13 protein-coding genes are annotated in these 16957 nt (G+C 43.2%); 10 read left to right on the top strand and 3 right to left on the bottom strand.

The genetic code is table 11. The features are described from left to right. Positions 1 to 65 precede the first annotated feature (65 nt). Positions 66 to 3902 (top strand): S8 family serine peptidase, encoded by a 3837-nt coding sequence (locus DW152_RS05100; RefSeq protein ID WP_158570021.1) that lies wholly within the window; start codon positions 66 to 68, stop codon positions 3900 to 3902. 421 nt (positions 3903 to 4323) lie between these two features. Here DW152_RS05100 and gnpA read toward each other — a convergent pair whose 3' ends face one another. Beyond that, entirely contained in the window at positions 4324 to 6486 is a 2163-nt protein-coding gene (gnpA, locus tag DW152_RS05095; RefSeq protein WP_117537556.1) for a 1,3-beta-galactosyl-N-acetylhexosamine phosphorylase, read from the bottom strand. A 357-nt stretch (positions 6487 to 6843) separates the two neighbouring features. On the opposite strand from gnpA, the gene DW152_RS05090 reads away from it, so the two are divergent. The 5 genes from DW152_RS05090 to dnaB all read left to right on the top strand — a co-directional run bounded on the left by DW152_RS05090 (position 6844) and on the right by dnaB (position 12922). Next, a complete protein-coding gene (locus DW152_RS05090) occupies positions 6844 to 7767 on the top strand; it encodes a sugar phosphate nucleotidyltransferase (protein ID WP_117537558.1) in 924 nt (307 codons plus the stop codon). A gap of 103 nt (positions 7768 to 7870) precedes the next feature. Next, positions 7871 to 8890, top strand: coding sequence for a UDP-glucose 4-epimerase GalE (galE, locus tag DW152_RS05085; protein ID WP_021861475.1), 1020 nt, complete (start codon positions 7871 to 7873; stop codon positions 8888 to 8890). A 153-nt stretch (positions 8891 to 9043) separates the two neighbouring features. Then, positions 9044 to 11113, top strand: a complete 2070-nt coding sequence (locus DW152_RS05080) for a DHH family phosphoesterase (RefSeq protein ID WP_118288108.1) — start codon at positions 9044 to 9046, stop codon at positions 11111 to 11113. After that, complete coding sequence (gene rplI, locus DW152_RS05075) at positions 11113 to 11562, top strand: 50S ribosomal protein L9 (RefSeq protein WP_021861473.1); 450 nt, start codon at positions 11113 to 11115, stop codon at positions 11560 to 11562. Before DW152_RS05080 ends, rplI begins: the two co-directional genes overlap by 1 nt. A gap of 10 nt (positions 11563 to 11572) precedes the next feature. After that, a complete protein-coding gene (gene dnaB, locus DW152_RS05070) occupies positions 11573 to 12922 on the top strand; it encodes a replicative DNA helicase (RefSeq protein ID WP_118288107.1) in 1350 nt (449 codons plus the stop codon). On the opposite strand, the gene DW152_RS05065 is transcribed toward dnaB, so the two are convergent. Both DW152_RS05065 and DW152_RS05060 read right to left on the bottom strand, forming a co-directional pair. Continuing rightward, positions 12896 to 13252, bottom strand: coding sequence for a hypothetical protein (locus tag DW152_RS05065; RefSeq protein WP_118288106.1), 357 nt, complete (start codon positions 13250 to 13252; stop codon positions 12896 to 12898). The two genes, dnaB and DW152_RS05065, sit on opposite strands and share 27 nt — an antisense overlap. Before the next feature lie 185 nt (positions 13253 to 13437). Further along, positions 13438 to 13608 (bottom strand): DUF362 domain-containing protein, encoded by a 171-nt coding sequence (locus DW152_RS05060; RefSeq protein ID WP_021861470.1) that lies wholly within the window; start codon positions 13606 to 13608, stop codon positions 13438 to 13440. Between the two features lie 226 nt (positions 13609 to 13834). Between DW152_RS05060 and DW152_RS05055 the strand changes: the two genes are divergently transcribed. From DW152_RS05055 to rpsG, 4 genes are all read left to right on the top strand, one after another. Beyond that, positions 13835 to 15055 (top strand): substrate-binding domain-containing protein, encoded by a 1221-nt coding sequence (locus DW152_RS05055; protein ID WP_118288105.1) that lies wholly within the window; start codon positions 13835 to 13837, stop codon positions 15053 to 15055. Between the two features lie 80 nt (positions 15056 to 15135). Next, positions 15136 to 15699, top strand: a complete 564-nt coding sequence (locus DW152_RS05050) for an HD domain-containing protein (protein ID WP_118288104.1) — start codon at positions 15136 to 15138, stop codon at positions 15697 to 15699. 193 nt (positions 15700 to 15892) lie between these two features. Continuing rightward, the gene (gene rpsL / locus DW152_RS05045) at positions 15893 to 16315 is read left to right on the top strand and encodes a 30S ribosomal protein S12 (protein WP_021861467.1); all 423 of its coding nucleotides are present in this window, start codon (positions 15893 to 15895) and stop codon (positions 16313 to 16315) included. A 161-nt stretch (positions 16316 to 16476) separates the two neighbouring features. Continuing rightward, positions 16477 to 16947, top strand: a complete 471-nt coding sequence (rpsG, locus tag DW152_RS05040) for a 30S ribosomal protein S7 (protein ID WP_021861466.1) — start codon at positions 16477 to 16479, stop codon at positions 16945 to 16947. The last annotated feature ends 10 nt before the right edge of the window (positions 16948 to 16957 follow it).

The raw sequence follows: 16957 nt of genomic DNA, 5'->3' as shown, positions 1-16957 counted from the left end.
TGAGTGTAAATAACCCGTTTGAAGAGGAGAGAATAGAATCTGAAGGGAGAAAAAGGAGGAACCATATGAAGAAAAGAACGGTAAAATTGTTATCGCTCATGATGGTGACCACATTTCTGGCGACCAGTACGATAACAACGGAAGCAGCCGGGACGGGTGCGTATCAGAAGATTAAGACCGGAGATAAGATTAGCAAGAAAGAGAGCACGAATAAAGGCGATTATGTAGAAGGACAGGCGCTGGTTTTGTATAAGGACAACAAGATTTCAACGAAAGCGGCTGCGCAGAGAGCGCTTAATGTAAGCGATATCAGCGTGTCAAAGGTATGGAATTTTGATGCAGCAGAAGAATCAAAGGGAAGGGCAAGTACGCAGAGTGCGGCTTCTGCACAGTCAAGTGCGACTACAACATCACTTACAGTCGGATTGGTTACTTCGAAGACATTAAGCACGAAGAAGTTAATTGAGAAATTATCCGCGGACAGTGATGTGCAGATAGCAGAGCCAAACTACCGTGTACATGCGCTGACAAATGATTCATATTTCAGTAAGCAGTGGGGACTTAAAAATACGGGTCAGAATGGCGGCGTGGAAGGAAATGCCACGAACGTAGAGAAGAAATGGGAAAAGACCAAAGGTTCTGATGATGTTGTCGTTGCTGTTGTAGATACCGGTGTAGATTATACACATGAAGATCTGAAAGACAATATGTGGGAGAATACATACCAGCCGAAGTTAAGAGGCGAATATGGATATGACTTTGCGAATGCTGATACAGATCCGATGGATGATGAAGGACACGGAACACACTGCGCCGGAATTATCGGAGCAAAGGGCGATAATGGTGTCGGTGTCAGTGGTATGAACCACAATGTGAAGATTATGGCACTGAAAGCATTAGATGAAAGAGGCAGTGGTTCCGATAGTGATTTGATTGATGCTTATAATTATATTAACAAAGCTATAAACCTGGGAGTAAATGTTGCGGCAATCAACGATTCTTGGGGTGGAGAAGGAAAGAGCGCCATTTTTAAGAAACTGATGGATCTGGTTGGAGCAAAGGGCGCGGTATCTGTATGTGCAGCAGGAAATGAGTCGGCAGATAATGATGAAACGGCTATTTATCCGGCAAACGATGATTGCGCTTATAAGATCAGTGTAGCTGCTACAAATGAAAAGGGTGAGCTCAGCAATTATTCGAACTATGGAAGTGAAAAGGTTGATATTGCCGCACCTGGAAGTGATATTCTCTCTACTTATGCAATGGATTGTTATAATCCATCTATTTATTCAGCAGAAAAACAGAAGGAAGTAACGCAGAAGTTTGAAAATTTCAATGGAGAGAGTACATGGGCTGATTGGAGTCCTGAAAATATTCAGATCACAAGTACATTGAATGAAAAAGAATCCGGGTACAAGGCAGAGTTAAGTGATGACAATTTGGGAGAAACAAAAGGAAAATCTTTGAAAATTTCTCTGAAAGGTGTCAGTGCAGGTGAGACGGTTTCTGTTCGGATTCCATATACAGTAAGTGAAGGAACAAAAGAATTTCCGGAATTTAGTGCAATGACGAAAGTAAACGGTCCAAAATCATCCGAGTCTCTTTTCTCAAATGGAAGTTTGTTAATCGTTGGAGAATGTGCTGCTGACCGTGATTTACCGGTAAGTGAAGATGACTTAATTAGTGAAGATTCGGAACTCGCATATAATTTTAACGGCTATCCAGTTAGTGGCGAAATGGAAGATTGGGTACATCTGGAAGTACCACAGGAAGAAAAAAATCCAAAAACAGGAGAACGTTCTATCTTTCTATCGCTTATGGCAGCTAAAAAAGGCGATTATACAATTACACTGGATGATCTGGGACTCAGTAAAGAAAATGTTGCTTCTTCTAATTTTGGTAAATATGAATATGAAAGTGGAACATCTATGGCAACTCCGTTCGTTACAGGAGCGGTTGCGTTAGAGGCAGCAGAGAATCCAAAGAGCAGTGCGGTGGAGCGTATTTCGGCAGTATTATCCCAGGTGAAGCGTACGGATGCACTGGAAGGAAAAGTAGCAACCGGAGGAATGCTGGATTATGCACAGAAAGTCGCAAATGCGCCAAGAATCAGTACTGTGAAAGTAAATCAGAGTAACGGACAGATTACGATTAATGGAAGTGGGCTGGATGCAACAGATCTGAGCGTAAATGTAACCGAAAAAGGCAGCACGACTGCAAAAGCAGCAAAGATTGTAAAGAAAACAGAAAAACAGGTAGTTATTGATGGAAAAGCATGGCTGAATCGAGTGGCATCTATTGCGGTTACAGGGAATGGAAGGACGGCAACAAAGAAGAATATTTATCTGGTAGACGGAAAATCTTCTTACAAAAAAGTAAAAGGTCTGGAAGTAGAAAGTTCATCTAATATGGCAACAGATGGTCGAAATATTTACATGGCTGATTCTGATTCAGACAGTATTAATATATTAGACCAGTCTGATCCGGAAGAAGTGGATGAATACCCACTGACAGTTGTAAAGCCGACAAAATATTTCAAGAAAGAGGCAGACAGTCAGGGCAGATATGATTTTGCATTTGGAAATGATCTTGTCTATGCTGATGGAATGTTATACAACATTGGCGCATATTCAGAAGTACAGGGAAGTACAGATGATGATATAGATGAGGGTGATGACGACGATGATGACGATACTACGGAATCGGCATATTCTTCCGAATATAAATTATTTGCATTTAATACTTCAAACGGAAAGGTACAGTGTATTGGAGCACTTCCGTCAGCAGTGAAGAGAGCGGAAGACTGGACGCTTGCAGCTTATAATGGAAGAATTTACCTCATTGGCGGATATGATTACCAGCAGAAAGCATGCAGTAAGAAAGTTTACATCTACAATCCGGGTACAAAGAAATGGAATCAGGGTCCATCCCTTCCGGAAGGAAGAGCCGGTGGAAAAGCATTGCAGAGTGGTGGAAAACTGATTTATACACTCGGATATGGTGAAAAACAGGATGGTGTGGAATATGAAAAACAGACTTGTCCGGTTAATTTGATATTAAGTGGAAATAAGTGGACAGCATCCAAGAAGACCTTATCGACATATGGAGCTGTTACAAAAGTCGTAAATGGAAGTAAAGCATTTAAAAAGTATGATGTCAGTGTAAATATCTGTGCGGGAGGACTTGTATATGTGGGTAATCCTATGGTTGGATTAGGTGATACATTTACTTATAATGTAGCAAAAGATACTTATAATTCTACGAAATATAATCAGATAACAAATCTGGATGTTTATGATGAGGATTATGATTATGACTATGACGATGATGCAGATGAAGAATGCATAGATTACGATGCTATTGCTGTCGGCAGTACGCTCTACATCTTCGATGAGGACGGACAAGGCTACAAGGCAACCATTGGCAGTGGGCTTGTAAAAGTAACTGCAAAGGCATCCAAAGCCGGTAAGATTTCCGGAGCGAACAGAGGTATCCTTCCGGGAAATAAAGTAAGACTTACTGCAAAAGCAAATAAAGGTTATGCAGTGAAATCTTTCAAAGTGGCAGGTAAGAAAGTAAGCGGTACGTCTAAAACGATCCGCCTGACTGGAAATACAACTGCTTCTGCAAGCTTTGGCAAAGCAGTTTCCAAACTGACACTGAAAGACAAAGAGCTGACTTTAAAAGCCGGAAAGAAAGCAAAGATTCAGGTGAAAGTCACACCGAAGAGTGCGGTGAATAAGAAGTTATCTTACACATCCAGCAACAAGAGATATGCAACAGTATCTTCTAAAGGTGTAGTGCATGCGCTGAAAGCTGGAAAAGGTAAGACGGTGAAGATTACTGTTAAAGCAACAGATGGTTCTGGAAAGAAAGTTGTTTGCAAAGTGAAGATCCAGTAGGCGCCGGAGTACTCATTGAATTTCAATAATTTAAAATAAAAGAACAACTGCTCTGTGGAGTTTCCGTGGAGCAGTTGTTCTTTTTATATAATGAAGTTTCATTCGCAAAAAAACGCAGGATTAGCATCCTGCAGATGTGCTCAAGGGAGTTATAGTGATACCATCGGATTGCTGCGTGCAGAGCACTCTCGCAATCCTACCCGACATTCGCAAAACGCAGGATTAGCATCCTGCAGATGTGCTCGAGGGAGTTAATGTGATACCATCGGATTGCTGCGTGCAGAGCACTCTCGCAATCCTACCCGACATTCGCAAAACGCAGGATTAGCATCCTGCTGTATTGCTCATGACGGGGCGAGTCCCAAGATCTTTCGTCCACATTTGAGCAAGCTCATGTGTACTCAGATCTGGTACTCTGGTATCACATGATTCTCCACATGATCTCGCGTGGTTCGAGGTTGATGGTTTCGCGGGATCCGTTTCCGTCGTAGACATCGGTTGTTTGCGGGGAATCAGAGTTGTTCAGGATTGCGTATTTACCGCTTTCCGGATAAGCGTGGACTTCGCAGTTGATATTGTCTGCATTCCAGATGTAATAATTATCTTCCTTGTGGGAAGCGTAATATAAGGCGCGCAGAAGAAGTCTTGTGTTGTCCGGATCGTTAGCGAGTGCAGAGAAATATACACCGCGTCCGTCTCCGTATGCATTTGCGGCAATGTGGACTTCATCATTGGAATAATCAATGATCTCTGTACTGCCGGTAAGTGCGTACACGTCTGGTGTGCCTTCACCGAGCTGGTAAGCTCCCCAGTGCTCATCTGTAATAAAATGCGCAAGTCTCGGAACAATGTGGTATTTGGCAGTCGAAAGTGTGAAGCCAAGTTCACGGTCTACACCGAGTACATCGGCAAGCTGGAAGAAACGACCACCGTGTAAAACAGCCGATGGTTCTCCGATACCGATAAATCCGCCGCCGTCATAAACCCATTTTCGTATGATCGTAACGAGGTCTGCATCCAGCCATTCTCTTCCACCGGAAAAAGCAGTTCCAGCATCTCCGGCATTGATGATCACATCAACATCATCCGGCACACCGTCCCTGCGGATATCCGCAAAGCTTAAAAAGCATACATCGACAGGCGAACCGCTGAGTGCTTCTAGAATACCGAAATAAGGATTGGTTTTCTTGTAACTTCGTCCCGGAAGAACGGTGTACGCCTGCCAGGAACGAAGTGTACCCCAGGAATTAAGGACGGCAACTTTCAGTCCGCTGTATGGTTTGCGTCCCTTTACATTGTCGTAAATGGTACGGTATTCGTCGGTTATTTTCTCAATGTAGTTTACAAAAGTGGTTGAAGATGTGGCAGTTCCAGGATCACCGTCAAAAGTAAGGCGGTCCAGCGGGCTTCGCATCATGGCACGTCTTGCTGCGATCCAGTTTGCAGAAGCCGTGATACATGCATGATTCTCATCTTCAAATGTCTCTTCGGACAGATATGGAAGAAGCCGTCCCTCTGTGTCATGGATACCCGGAATATCAGAGAGCATCCGGAGCGTTGTTCCGTTATATACATTTCCGGAAATGCAGTCTACGCTGATATCCTGAAAATATGGGCCGTAAGGCTCTGTTCCGATCCAGCTCTCACCGAAGAACATGGAAGCCTGTTTGCCAGCTGCATGTACCATGTCCACCAGTTCTTTTGCACGGCGGGATACGAATCTCTGGATAAAATGAGTGTAATCCCGGTAAGCCTTGGTCGGCACACGGAAAGTAGAGTTGAAGTATCCGTTATCGACCAGATCTTCCGGCTTCAGGGCATATCCGTATTCCTGCTCGAAAGTTTCCAGCGCCTGTGTGGAAACCGTAGTGCCATAGCCGAACCAGTTCGTATACTGTTCGTTTGCTTCTTCGTTGAAAATCAAAATATAATGATAGAAGAAAGAAGTAAAACGCACAATATCTGTATGAGAATGTTTGCTGAGCCATTTCTTCAGACGTTCTTTGGAATAAGCTGCTGAGAGTGGCTGGCGCACATCGATCGGAATGTGATGCGGCTCATTTGTCAGATCATCTGAGAGAAGCTCGTACATCTGCGTCGGATCCCATATGATAAAGACGAAGAAAGATACCGTATATTCGTGAAATGGAATGGCATCTGTGATCGTCAGATTGTCATGTATGCGGTCGTATTCCCATTTGTGGGAAGGAACGGTCTTGCCGGCTGTGCGGTCGATGACTTCCCACCATCTCTTCGGATCGTGGATATAATCGGCAACGAATTGTTCGCGGTAAAATCCGTCCAGAAAATCAATTGTTAAAGTTGTATTTTTTGCCAGAAAATGTCTGGACATCAGAAGTACCTGCTGGCATTCATCCATATGCTCCATGGCAAAATCGTTGTCGCCTTTTACGGGTGTGTATGTTGTACAGATCTTAACATCCAGAGATTTGGAGTGTTCATCCGGTGTTTTGTTTCCATCAAGACGAAGCACATCAGCGCCCCACCGCTCGGTGAATGTTTTCGCATCTTCTGAAAAAATAGATTGGACTGGCAGAGTCACTCTGCCTCTGGTTCTTGACATAATATATCTCCCCTTATATTGCGTAATATGGTAATGTTATAGTTAAAACTCTCGGCTATGATATCTATAGATTGCTCCGTGCTACGCACTCTCACAATCTATCCCCACCATTCGCATATCGCAGGATTAAAATCCCGCTTTTATGCTCATGTCGGGGCGGGTTCCAAAGTCATACATCCACTTATGAGCAAGCTCATGTGGTCGTATGACTTTGGAACCCTGATATCATCAGTATACCACAGATTTCCCGGACGCAATAGTAGGGAAAACAAGTTGTGGGATTGCTTTTTTTTGCGCGTTTCGTTATGATAAGAAATAGTATCAGATTTTTTGATATTGATATGGAGGTACAGATTTATGAACAAACCAGTATTGGTCATTATGGCGGCAGGAATGGGTAGCCGTTATGGTGGATTGAAACAGATTGACCCGGTAGATGAAGAAGGACATATCATTATGGATTTTTCCATGTATGATGCAAAGAGAGCCGGATTTGAAAAGGTAATTTTTATTATTAAGAGAGAAAATGAAGAAAGTTTCCGGGCAGCAGTCGGTGACCGGATGTCAGAATACATGGAAGTTTCATATGCATTTCAAGAGCTTTCTAACATTCCGGAGGGATATGAAGTTCCGGAAGGAAGAGTGAAACCATGGGGAACTGCGCACGCAGTGTTAAGCTGCATCGATCAGATTGATGGACCATTTGCCGTCATCAACGCAGATGACTACTATGGCGTTGAAGCATTCCGCCTGATCTACGATTATCTATCCAGTCATCCGGACGATGAGAAATACCGCTATGCAATGGTCGGATACCATCTTGGAAATACTGTGACTGACAACGGACATGTAGCGCGTGGTGTATGCACGTTAAATGAGAGTGGCGAGCTGGAGGCGATCAACGAGAGAACCCGTATTGAGAAGAGAAATGGTGGCATCGCTTATACAGAAGATGACGGCGCAAACTGGACGGAAGTTCCGGCAGATACACTTGTTTCCATGAATATGTGGGGATTTACAGAGAGTATTCTGCGTGAGATTAAAGCAGGATTTCCGGCATTTTTGGATGAAGGATTAAAAGAAAATCCGATGAAATGTGAATATTTCCTGCCGGCAGTTGTCAGCAGACTGCTCGGAGAGGAGAAGGCAACGGCAGCAGTTCTGGAATCAAAGGATAAATGGTACGGTGTTACTTACAAAGAAGATAAACCGGTTGTTGTTGCGGCGATGAAACGTATGAAAGAGGAAGGGTTGTATCCTAAGAATTTATGGGAAAAATAAAAGGATATTAGCAGGAATGTGCAGATTTCTTGAAGAGTACAGGCGAAAAGTGCTATACTTTGCAGGAAATGAAATGAGCACAGGACGATTAGGAGGCAATAAAATGGCAAAGATATTAATAACAGGTGGCGCAGGATATATTGGAAGTCACACTGCACTGGAACTTCTGAAAGAAGGTTATGAGGTTGTTGTATACGATAATCTCTGCAATTCTTCTAGAGAATCACTGAAGAGAGTGGAAGAGCTGACTGGAAAAAGCATTACATTTTATGAAGGAGATGTAATGGATGCAGAAGCTTTGAAAGCAATGTTTGAAGCAGAGAAGATCGATGCGGTTATCCATTGCGCAGCATTAAAAGCAGTTGGAGAATCTGTGCAGAAGCCATTGGAATACTATCGTAATAATATAACAGGTACACTGACGCTAATGGAAGTTATGCAGCAGGTTGGCGTGAAGAATATAGTATTCAGTTCTTCCGCAACAGTATATGGCAATCCGGAGACAATGCCGATCACAGAGGACTGCCCAAAAGGACAGTGCACGAATCCGTATGGATGGACTAAATCCATGATGGAGCAGATCATGACAGATGTGCAGAAAGCCAATCCGAAGATGAATGTAATCCTGCTTCGTTATTTCAATCCGGTTGGCGCGCATGAGAGCGGAAGAATCGGAGAAGATCCGAAAGGTATCCCGAACAATTTGATGCCGTATATTTCACAGGTTGCAGTCGGTAAACTTGAAAAACTGGGTGTATTCGGAGACGATTACGACACACCGGACGGAACCGGTGTCCGCGATTACATCCATGTTGTAGACCTTGCAATCGGACATGTAAAAGCGATCAACTACATTTTTACAAATCCGGGATTGGAAGTGATCAACCTCGGAACTGGCGTCGGATATTCTGTTCTTGATATGGTAAAAGCATTTTCAAAGGCATGCGGCAAAGAGATTCCGTATGAGATCAAGCCTCGCAGAGCCGGAGATATTGCTATGTGCTATGCGGATCCGGAGAAGGCATGGAAAGTGCTTGGCTGGAAAGCGGAGAGAGGTCTGGATGAGATGTGTGCAGATTCCTGGAGATGGCAGTCTGCAAATCCGAAAGGATATGAAGCATAGATTTATAACAAAAAAATAAATACGAGATGAGAATGCGAAGGATGAAAAAGCCTTCGCATTTTTTGATCTTTTTGTTGCTTTTCATTTTCTGGCAGGAGTGGTATAATGTTACCATATGTTGAAAAGTCTGAATTCACAAATTAGGGGATAGTCATGGAAGAAAAGAAGAAAGACAGACAGAAGATTCGATTGAAAGGACAGCTCAAATTCTATATGCAGTGGCCGGCGATCATGGCGGTCGTACTGGTAGCACTTAACATATGGATTTATGCCATCAATAAGGGCGCAGGTCTTTTAATGGGTGTATTTGTGCTGATCTATATTATACTTTCGGCGGTTATGTATTTGTACACGAACTCGCTGATGGTAAAGGATCTGATCGAATTTGCTGCGCAATATGGCATTATACAGAATACGCTGCTGAAGGAACTGGCAGTTCCGTATGCGATTCTGCTTGAAGACGGGAAGATCATATGGCTGAACAGTCAGTTTGAAGAGCTGATAGGCGACCGTGCAAAAGGTGACACATATATCAGCAAGATCATGCCGGAACTGAACCGATCTATTTACCCACGTCAGGAGAATGATGTGGTACATATGGATGTATTTTTTGAGGAACGGGAGTATCAGGCAGAACTCAGGAGAGTTTCTGCAAGAGGATTCAGCGAGAGGGAACAGGTTCTGGAACTGCCGGAGGAAAAAGAATATTTTATCGCTGTTTATTTACAGGATGTGACGAATCTGAATAAGGCGCTCCGTGCAAATGAAGAACAGAGGCTTGTAGCGGGACTTATTTATATTGATAATTATGATGAAGTGATCAACAGTGTAGAAGAAGTCCGACAATCACTTCTGATGGCGCTTGTGGATCGTAAGATCAATCAGTATATTGCCAAAGTAGATGGAATTGTGAAGAAGATGGAGAATGATAAATACTTTATCGTTGTCCAGAAACAATATTTCAAACAGCTGGAAGACGACCGTTTTTCGATTCTGGAAGATGTGAAGTCTGTGAATATAGGAAATGGAATACCGGCGACATTAAGTATCGGACTGGGACTTAGCAGTGAAGCATATTCGCAGAGTTATAACTATGCCCGTGTAGCTATTGACCTAGCACTTGCAAGAGGCGGCGATCAGGCGGTTATTAAAGACTGCAATGGAATTACATATTACGGCGGCAAGCGGGATCAGACTTCCCGTAATACACGTGTAAAAGCCCGCGTGAAAGCAGAAGCGCTGCGTGAGTTCATTACCGTCAAGGATAAGATCTTTGTTATGGGACATCAGCTTACGGACGTGGATTCTTTTGGTGCGGCGATCGGTATTTACCGTGCGGCAAACGCACTGGAGAAACGAGCATATATCGTTATCAACGAAGTGTCTGCCTCTCTGAAACCACTGTATACTGCTTATGAGAACAATCCGGATTATCCGGAGCGCCTGTTCCTAAATTCAGCAGAAGCGCTGGAACTCGCAGATGAAAGTTCGATGGTAGTTGTTGTGGATACGAACCGCCCGGGTATGACAGAATGTGAAGAACTGCTTCATGTTGCGAAGACGATCGTTGTGCTTGACCACCACAGACAGAGCAGTGATAATATTGACAATGCGCTGCTGTCTTACATTGAACCGTATGCGTCTTCGGCGTGCGAGATGGTTTCGGAAGTTCTGCAGTATATTGTGGATGATATTAAGATTCCGAATCTGGAGGCAAGCAGTCTCTATGCCGGTATTATGATCGACACGAATAATTTTATGAATAAGACAGGTGTGCGTACATTTGAAGCAGCCGCATTTCTGAGAAGAAGCGGTGCGGATATTACACTGGTGCGTAAGATGTTCCGTGACGATATGGAATCTTACCGTGCAAAAGCGCAGATCATCAGCAGTGCGGAAGTATACCATAACAAATATGCGATCGCCAGAGGAGAGAATCTGACGATTGAGAGCCCGACGATTATCGGTGCACAGGCAGCAAATGAATTATTGGATATTAACGAAGTAAAAGCTTCTTTTGTACTGACTACTTACAATGGAAGAATCTATGTAAGTGCCAGATCAATTGATGAAGTTAATGTACAGATCATTATGGAGCGTCTCGGTGGTGGCGGTCATATGAACGCATCCGGGGCACAGTTTGACCACACAGACATGGATGAGGCTGTTGCAGATTTGAAACAGGTCATCGATGACGTGATAGAAGGAGGAGAAATCGAATAATGAAAGTAATTTTAAAAGAAGATGTAAAATCCCTTGGGAAAAAAGGTGAGATTGTAAATGTAAGTGACGGATATGCAAGAAACTTCATCCTGAAGACAGGAAAAGGTATCGAAGCAAATACGAAGAACCTAAACGATCTGAAACTCAAGAAAGCAAATGATGACAAAGTAGCACAGGAGCATTACGAGGCTGCTGTAGAACTTGGCAAGAAGATCGAAGCAGGTAAGATTGAGGTTTCCATTAAGACAGGAGAAGGCGGAAAAGCCTTTGGCTCTGTATCTTCCAAAGAGATCGCAACAGAAGTAAAAGCACAGATGGAACTGGAAGTAGATAAGAAGAAAGTACAGTTGAAAGATGCGATCAAAGCACTTGGAACATACGAAGTGCCGATCAAATTACATCCGAAAGTAACAGCCAAATTAAAGGTTGTCGTGAAAGAGGAAGCGTAGGAGGAAAACGATGGAAGAGACACTCATCAAACGGGTGATGCCTCACAGCGTGGAAGCAGAGCAGTCAGTAGTTGGTGCGATGCTGATGGACAAGGATGCCATTCTTGCAGCTTCGGAGATTGTTTGCGGTGACGATTTTTACCAGAATGCGTACGGTGTAATCTTTGATTCTATGGTAGAGCTTTTTAATGAAGGCAAGCCGGTGGATCTGATCACTTTGCAGGAACGTCTGAAAGAGAAGGAAGTGCCGCCGGAGATCTCCAGTCTGGAATTTGTGCGTGATCTGGTTGCGGCAGTGCCGACATCGGCAAATGTGCGTTACTATGCGCAGATCGTGTCGGATAAAGCAGTCATGCGTAAGCTGATCAAGATGAATGACGAGTTGTCGAATATTTGCTATGCGGGAAATGAACCACTGGAATCTGTGTTGGAGAAGACAGAAAAATCTGTATTTCAGCTACTTCAGAACCGGAATGCCGGAGAGTATGTGCCAATCAGACAGGTTGTTATGAATGCACTGGAGAAAGTTGAAAAAGCATCGAAGAGCAAGGGAACTGTTACGGGAATTCCGACCGGATTTATTGATCTGGATTATAAACTGTCCGGATTGCAGCCATCGGATCTCGTTCTGGTTGCGGCAAGACCTTCCATGGGTAAGACGGCGTTTGTTTTGAATATTGCACAGTACGTTGCATTTAAGAAAGATAAATGCACCGCTATTTTCAGCCTTGAGATGTCGAAGGAACAGCTGGTAAACCGACTGTTCTCGTTGGAATCACAGGTAGATGCGCAGGCACTCAGAACCGGTAATATGAAGGATTCTGACTGGGAGAAACTGATTGAAGCAGCAGGAATTATCGGGCAGTCGAATCTGATCATTGATGATACACCGAGTATTTCGATTTCAGAACTGCGGTCCAAATGCAGAAAATACAAGATGGAACACGGACTGGATTTAATCATCATTGACTACTTGCAGTTGATGAGCGGAAGTGTCGGAGGACGTTCCGAATCGAGACAGCAGGAGATTTCGGATATTTCCAGATCTTTAAAAGCGCTCGCCAGAGAGCTGAATGTGCCGGTGATCGCGCTGTCACAGCTTAGCCGTGCAGTAGAACAGCGACCGGATAAGCGTCCAATGCTTTCGGATCTGCGTGAATCCGGAGCAATCGAACAGGATGCGGACGTTGTTATGTTTATTTACCGTGATGAATATTACAACAAAGATTCTGAATATAAGAAGCAGGCAGAGATTATTATTGCAAAACAAAGAAACGGCCCGGTAGGGACCGTTCATCTGGCTTGGCTCGGCGAATACACGAAGTTCGCAAATCTAAGCAGGCAAGAAAATACGCCTTAGTTTACTGACTGGACCGTGGTCTGCGGCAGCTCTCCGGAAGGATTGCTGTTGCCGGATTAGCTGGTCCAGTTTTTTAAACTGCTGTTCTTCCTGACGCTCCTTTGCATCCAGTAGGAATGACATTTCCTTACTGAACATGGAGAGCAGTACTTCGTTGTTATTTTCCAGCATCCGCTTCATATGTAACTGTTCTTTTGTGCGGCGGATATCCGGGATCAATGCTTTGAGTTCGGAAAAAGGTACTCCCTGTTCGTATAATTCTTTTACACAGTTATACAGTCTGGCATCGTCCTTTGTTTCACGTCTGAGTTGTTCCAGTGCCTTGCTCATTGTAAAACCCCCTTATTATAATAATAGAACTTCTGACGGGACAAGTATAGCATGTGCAATGTGCGAAATACGTCAAACGGTGAAAGGTGAATAAATAAAAACGAAGTTTCTTAATTACATGAAAAGAGCACTGCTCCCGGAAAATCCGGAAACAATGCTCTTTGTTACGTTCATATGAATAACGATTAGCCCTGAGAGATAGCTCCTGTAGGACACTGAGCTGCACAAGCTCCACAGTCAACACAAGAATCAGCATTGATCTCGTAATGATCTGCTCCCTGAGAAATAGCTCCTACTGGACATTCTGCTTCGCATGCTCCACAGCTAACACATTCATCACCAATTACGTGTGCCATAGGTATGTACCTCCTTTTTATGATTGACAATTTACGTCTCTCACTATAATAATACAAATGAAAAAAATATACAAGAGGACAAAAGAAAAATCAATTCAAAAGAAAATTTAAGAAATTTTTCAACAAATTTTCAAAATTATGGTGTATAGTGTTTGTTGTTAAGATTACATCTGCATTTAATAATATGAAAAAAATGTGACAGATCAGAAGAGGGAGAGAAGAAATCATGAAAAATTTCAAAAAGATCGTTGCGTTATTGATAAGCATAACACTTCTGGCAGCAGGATGCGGTTCGCAGAAGAGTTCTTCTGAAGAGGAGAAAGAAACGACGAAGAAAGCAGAGAATAAAAAAATTACTAAAGAAGAATCTGCGCAGGCGAAGCTGGATGTGGTTAATCCGGCTGCTTACAATAATGCAGAAGGATTAAAACTGGAAAAAGGAACTTATATTTCTATTATAGGTAAGGCGAGTACCGGTGAGTACTGGAGCGAAGTAAAGAAAGGTGTAGAGAAAGCCACTGATGATATCAATGAGAATCTGGGCTATACAGGCAAAGATAAAGTGAAAATAACTTTCAATGCACCGGCGGATGCGGACGATGTAGACCAGCAGGTGAATCTTCTGGACGAAGAACTGGCGAGAGAGCCGGCGGCACTTGCAATTTCCATAGCCGATGAGCAGTCCTGCAAAGTACAGTTTGATATGGCGGCAGACAATGAGATTCCGATTGTGGCATATGACTGCGGAAGTGATTATCAGGGACTGATGGCAACGGTATCGACAGATAACACCAAGTCGGCAAAAGAAGCAGCAGATAAACTGGCAGAGGCGATGAGCAGCAAAGGCAAAGTTCTTATCCTTGCACATGATTCAAAATCCATGGCGGCAAAAGAGAGAGTTGCAGGATTCAAGGCAGAATTAAAAAAGAAATATCCGAAGATGTCAGTTGCAAGCGTTTATTATATGGATAACATTGAAAAATTACAGAAAAATGTTGCTGCTGAGATCAACACTGGTACTTATGCAAGAAGTACGGACGGAGACGCAAGACTGCGTACCGGTGATGAGAAAATCAATCCGACTGATATCACAGAAGATGATATCATTGATTATTATTTGCAGAAACATCCAGATGTGTGCGGATGCTTTGCAACGAACGCGACTGCTGTAAAGACCATTGTTTCCGGCATGGACAGAACAAAAAAAGACAATGTTATGGTAGTTGGCTATGATGCGGACAAAGAAGAAATCGATATGCTCAAAAAAGGAAAAGTTGATGGCCTGGTTGTACAGAATCCATACGCAATGGGATATGCATCTGTGATCGCAGCGGCGAGATCAGCCCTTTCCATGGGAAATGAATCTGTCGTGGATACCGGATATACATGGATCACGAAGAGTAATCTGAATGATAATGAAGTTAAGAAAATGCTATATAATGAATAAAGAAAATGAATTGTGAGAGTACACAATGAAAAGTGATCGGCAGACATCATAAGATAAGAAACGCAAGGGAGGAAAAGAAAATGAACGGAGAACAGGCATATGAGATTTTACACAAATATATGAAAGGAGAGCGTTACCTTCAACATTCTTATGCAGTGGAAGCGATTATGAGAGGGCTTGCGAAGAAACTGGCTCCGGATGATGTGGAATACTGGGGAATCGCGGGACTTCTGCATGACCTGGATGAGGAACAGTGCGACTGGCAGAATGACCTGAGCGTACACGGACCGACTTCTGTGGAAATCCTGAAAAAAGAAGGTGTGGAAGATCAGGTGCTGTTTGATGCGATCTGTGCACACAATCCGAAAAGCGGAGTGAAGGCAAAGACAAATATCCAGTATGCACTTCTGGCAGCAGATCCGATGAGCGGATTTGTAAAGGCTGTAGCACAGATTTATCCGGATAAAAAAGTCGCAAGTGTAAAACATAAATCCGTGATGAAACGATTTAATGAATTGCGTTTTGCAGCAGGCGCTAACAGAGATTATATGGAAGCAATCGAATTTACAGGTCTGAGCCTGGACAATCTGATCGATGTGGCGCTGGAAGAAATGTGTGCGATTGCAGATGAACTGGGACTTTAAAACGTGACGCTTTACAGTGAAAAAGCAAGAGAAAGGTTCCGCTAAAAAAACAGGAAAAACTAGTGAAAACCCTTGACAACAGCGAGGATTCGTACTAAGATAAACAGGCGTGCATGAAAATGCATTGTGTTTTTGTGCGCCAAAGATTCATGAAAATGAAGCAGCTTATTAAAATCATAGGAGGTGAAAGAGAATGCCAACATTTAACCAGTTAGTAAAGAAGGGACGTCAGACATCTGTAAAGAAGTCTACAGCTCCAGCGCTTCAGAAAGGGTATAACTCTTTAAGAAAGAGAAGTACAGACGCATCTTCCCCACAGAAGAGAGGTGTATGTACAGCTGTTAAGACAGCAACACCGAAGAAGCCTAACTCAGCACTTAGAAAAATCGCCAGAGTTCGTCTTTCAAACGGTATTGAAGTAACAAGCTACATCCCAGGTGAAGGACACAACCTTCAGGAGCATAGCGTTGTTCTGATTCGTGGAGGAAGAGTAAAAGACCTTCCAGGTACACGTTATCACATCGTCAGAGGTACACTTGATACAGCAGGTGTAGCTAAGAGAAGACAGGCACGTTCTAAATACGGTGCTAAGAGACCAAAAGACGCTAAGAAATAAATCAAATAATTAGCGAATCTAGAAACTGTAGTCACAAACAGAACTATGATTAAGTAAGCTGCAAGGTATATAGATATGTATGCCCAGCGCTACACATGATCATTAGAAAGACACATGTGAGTACCGATGAATTAAATTATATGTTTAAGGAGGGAAGGACCGTGCCACGTAAAGGACATACTCAGAAAAGAGACGTATTAGCGGATCCGTTATACAACAATAAAGTGGTTACAAAGCTGATCAACAACATCATGCTTGATGGTAAGAAAGGCGTAGCTCAGAAGATTGTATATGGAGCATTTGAAAGAATTGCGGAAAAAGCCGATAAGCCAGCTATCGAAGTATTCGAAGAGGCTATGAACAACATCATGCCAGTACTTGAGGTAAAGGCAAGACGTATCGGTGGAGCAACATACCAGGTACCGATCGAGGTCAGAGCTGACAGAAGACAGGCTTTAGCACTTCGTTGGATCACATTGTATTCTCGTAAAAGAGGAGAAAAGACAATGGAAGAGAGACTGGCAAACGAACTTCTGGATGCAGCAAACAATACAGGCGCATCTGTAAAGAAGAAAGAAGATATGCACAAGATGGCAGAAGCAAACAAAGCATTTGCTCATTATCGTTTCTAATTATTTAGGA

This window comes from Dorea sp. AM13-35 (genome assembly GCF_003473885.1).
GTDB classification, from domain to species: Bacteria; Bacillota; Clostridia; order Lachnospirales; family Lachnospiraceae; genus Dorea_D; species Dorea_D hominis.
This window is presented reverse-complemented; position numbering and strand designations above follow the sequence as displayed.

Coding starts and splice junctions, on each gene's coding strand:
- DW152_RS05100 (WP_158570021.1), top strand. CDS start 66: ATGAAGAAAAGAACGGTAAAATTGTTATCGCTCATGATGGTGACCACA.
- gnpA (WP_117537556.1), bottom strand. CDS start 6,486: ATGTCAAGAACCAGAGGCAGAGTGACTCTGCCAGTCCAATCTATTTTT.
- DW152_RS05090 (WP_117537558.1), top strand. CDS start 6,844: ATGAACAAACCAGTATTGGTCATTATGGCGGCAGGAATGGGTAGCCGT.
- galE (WP_021861475.1), top strand. CDS start 7,871: ATGGCAAAGATATTAATAACAGGTGGCGCAGGATATATTGGAAGTCAC.
- DW152_RS05080 (WP_118288108.1), top strand. CDS start 9,044: ATGGAAGAAAAGAAGAAAGACAGACAGAAGATTCGATTGAAAGGACAG.
- rplI (WP_021861473.1), top strand. CDS start 11,113: ATGAAAGTAATTTTAAAAGAAGATGTAAAATCCCTTGGGAAAAAAGGT.
- dnaB (WP_118288107.1), top strand. CDS start 11,573: ATGGAAGAGACACTCATCAAACGGGTGATGCCTCACAGCGTGGAAGCA.
- DW152_RS05065 (WP_118288106.1), bottom strand. CDS start 13,252: ATGAGCAAGGCACTGGAACAACTCAGACGTGAAACAAAGGACGATGCC.
- DW152_RS05060 (WP_021861470.1), bottom strand. CDS start 13,608: ATGGCACACGTAATTGGTGATGAATGTGTTAGCTGTGGAGCATGCGAA.
- DW152_RS05055 (WP_118288105.1), top strand. CDS start 13,835: ATGAAAAATTTCAAAAAGATCGTTGCGTTATTGATAAGCATAACACTT.
- DW152_RS05050 (WP_118288104.1), top strand. CDS start 15,136: ATGAACGGAGAACAGGCATATGAGATTTTACACAAATATATGAAAGGA.
- rpsL (WP_021861467.1), top strand. CDS start 15,893: ATGCCAACATTTAACCAGTTAGTAAAGAAGGGACGTCAGACATCTGTA.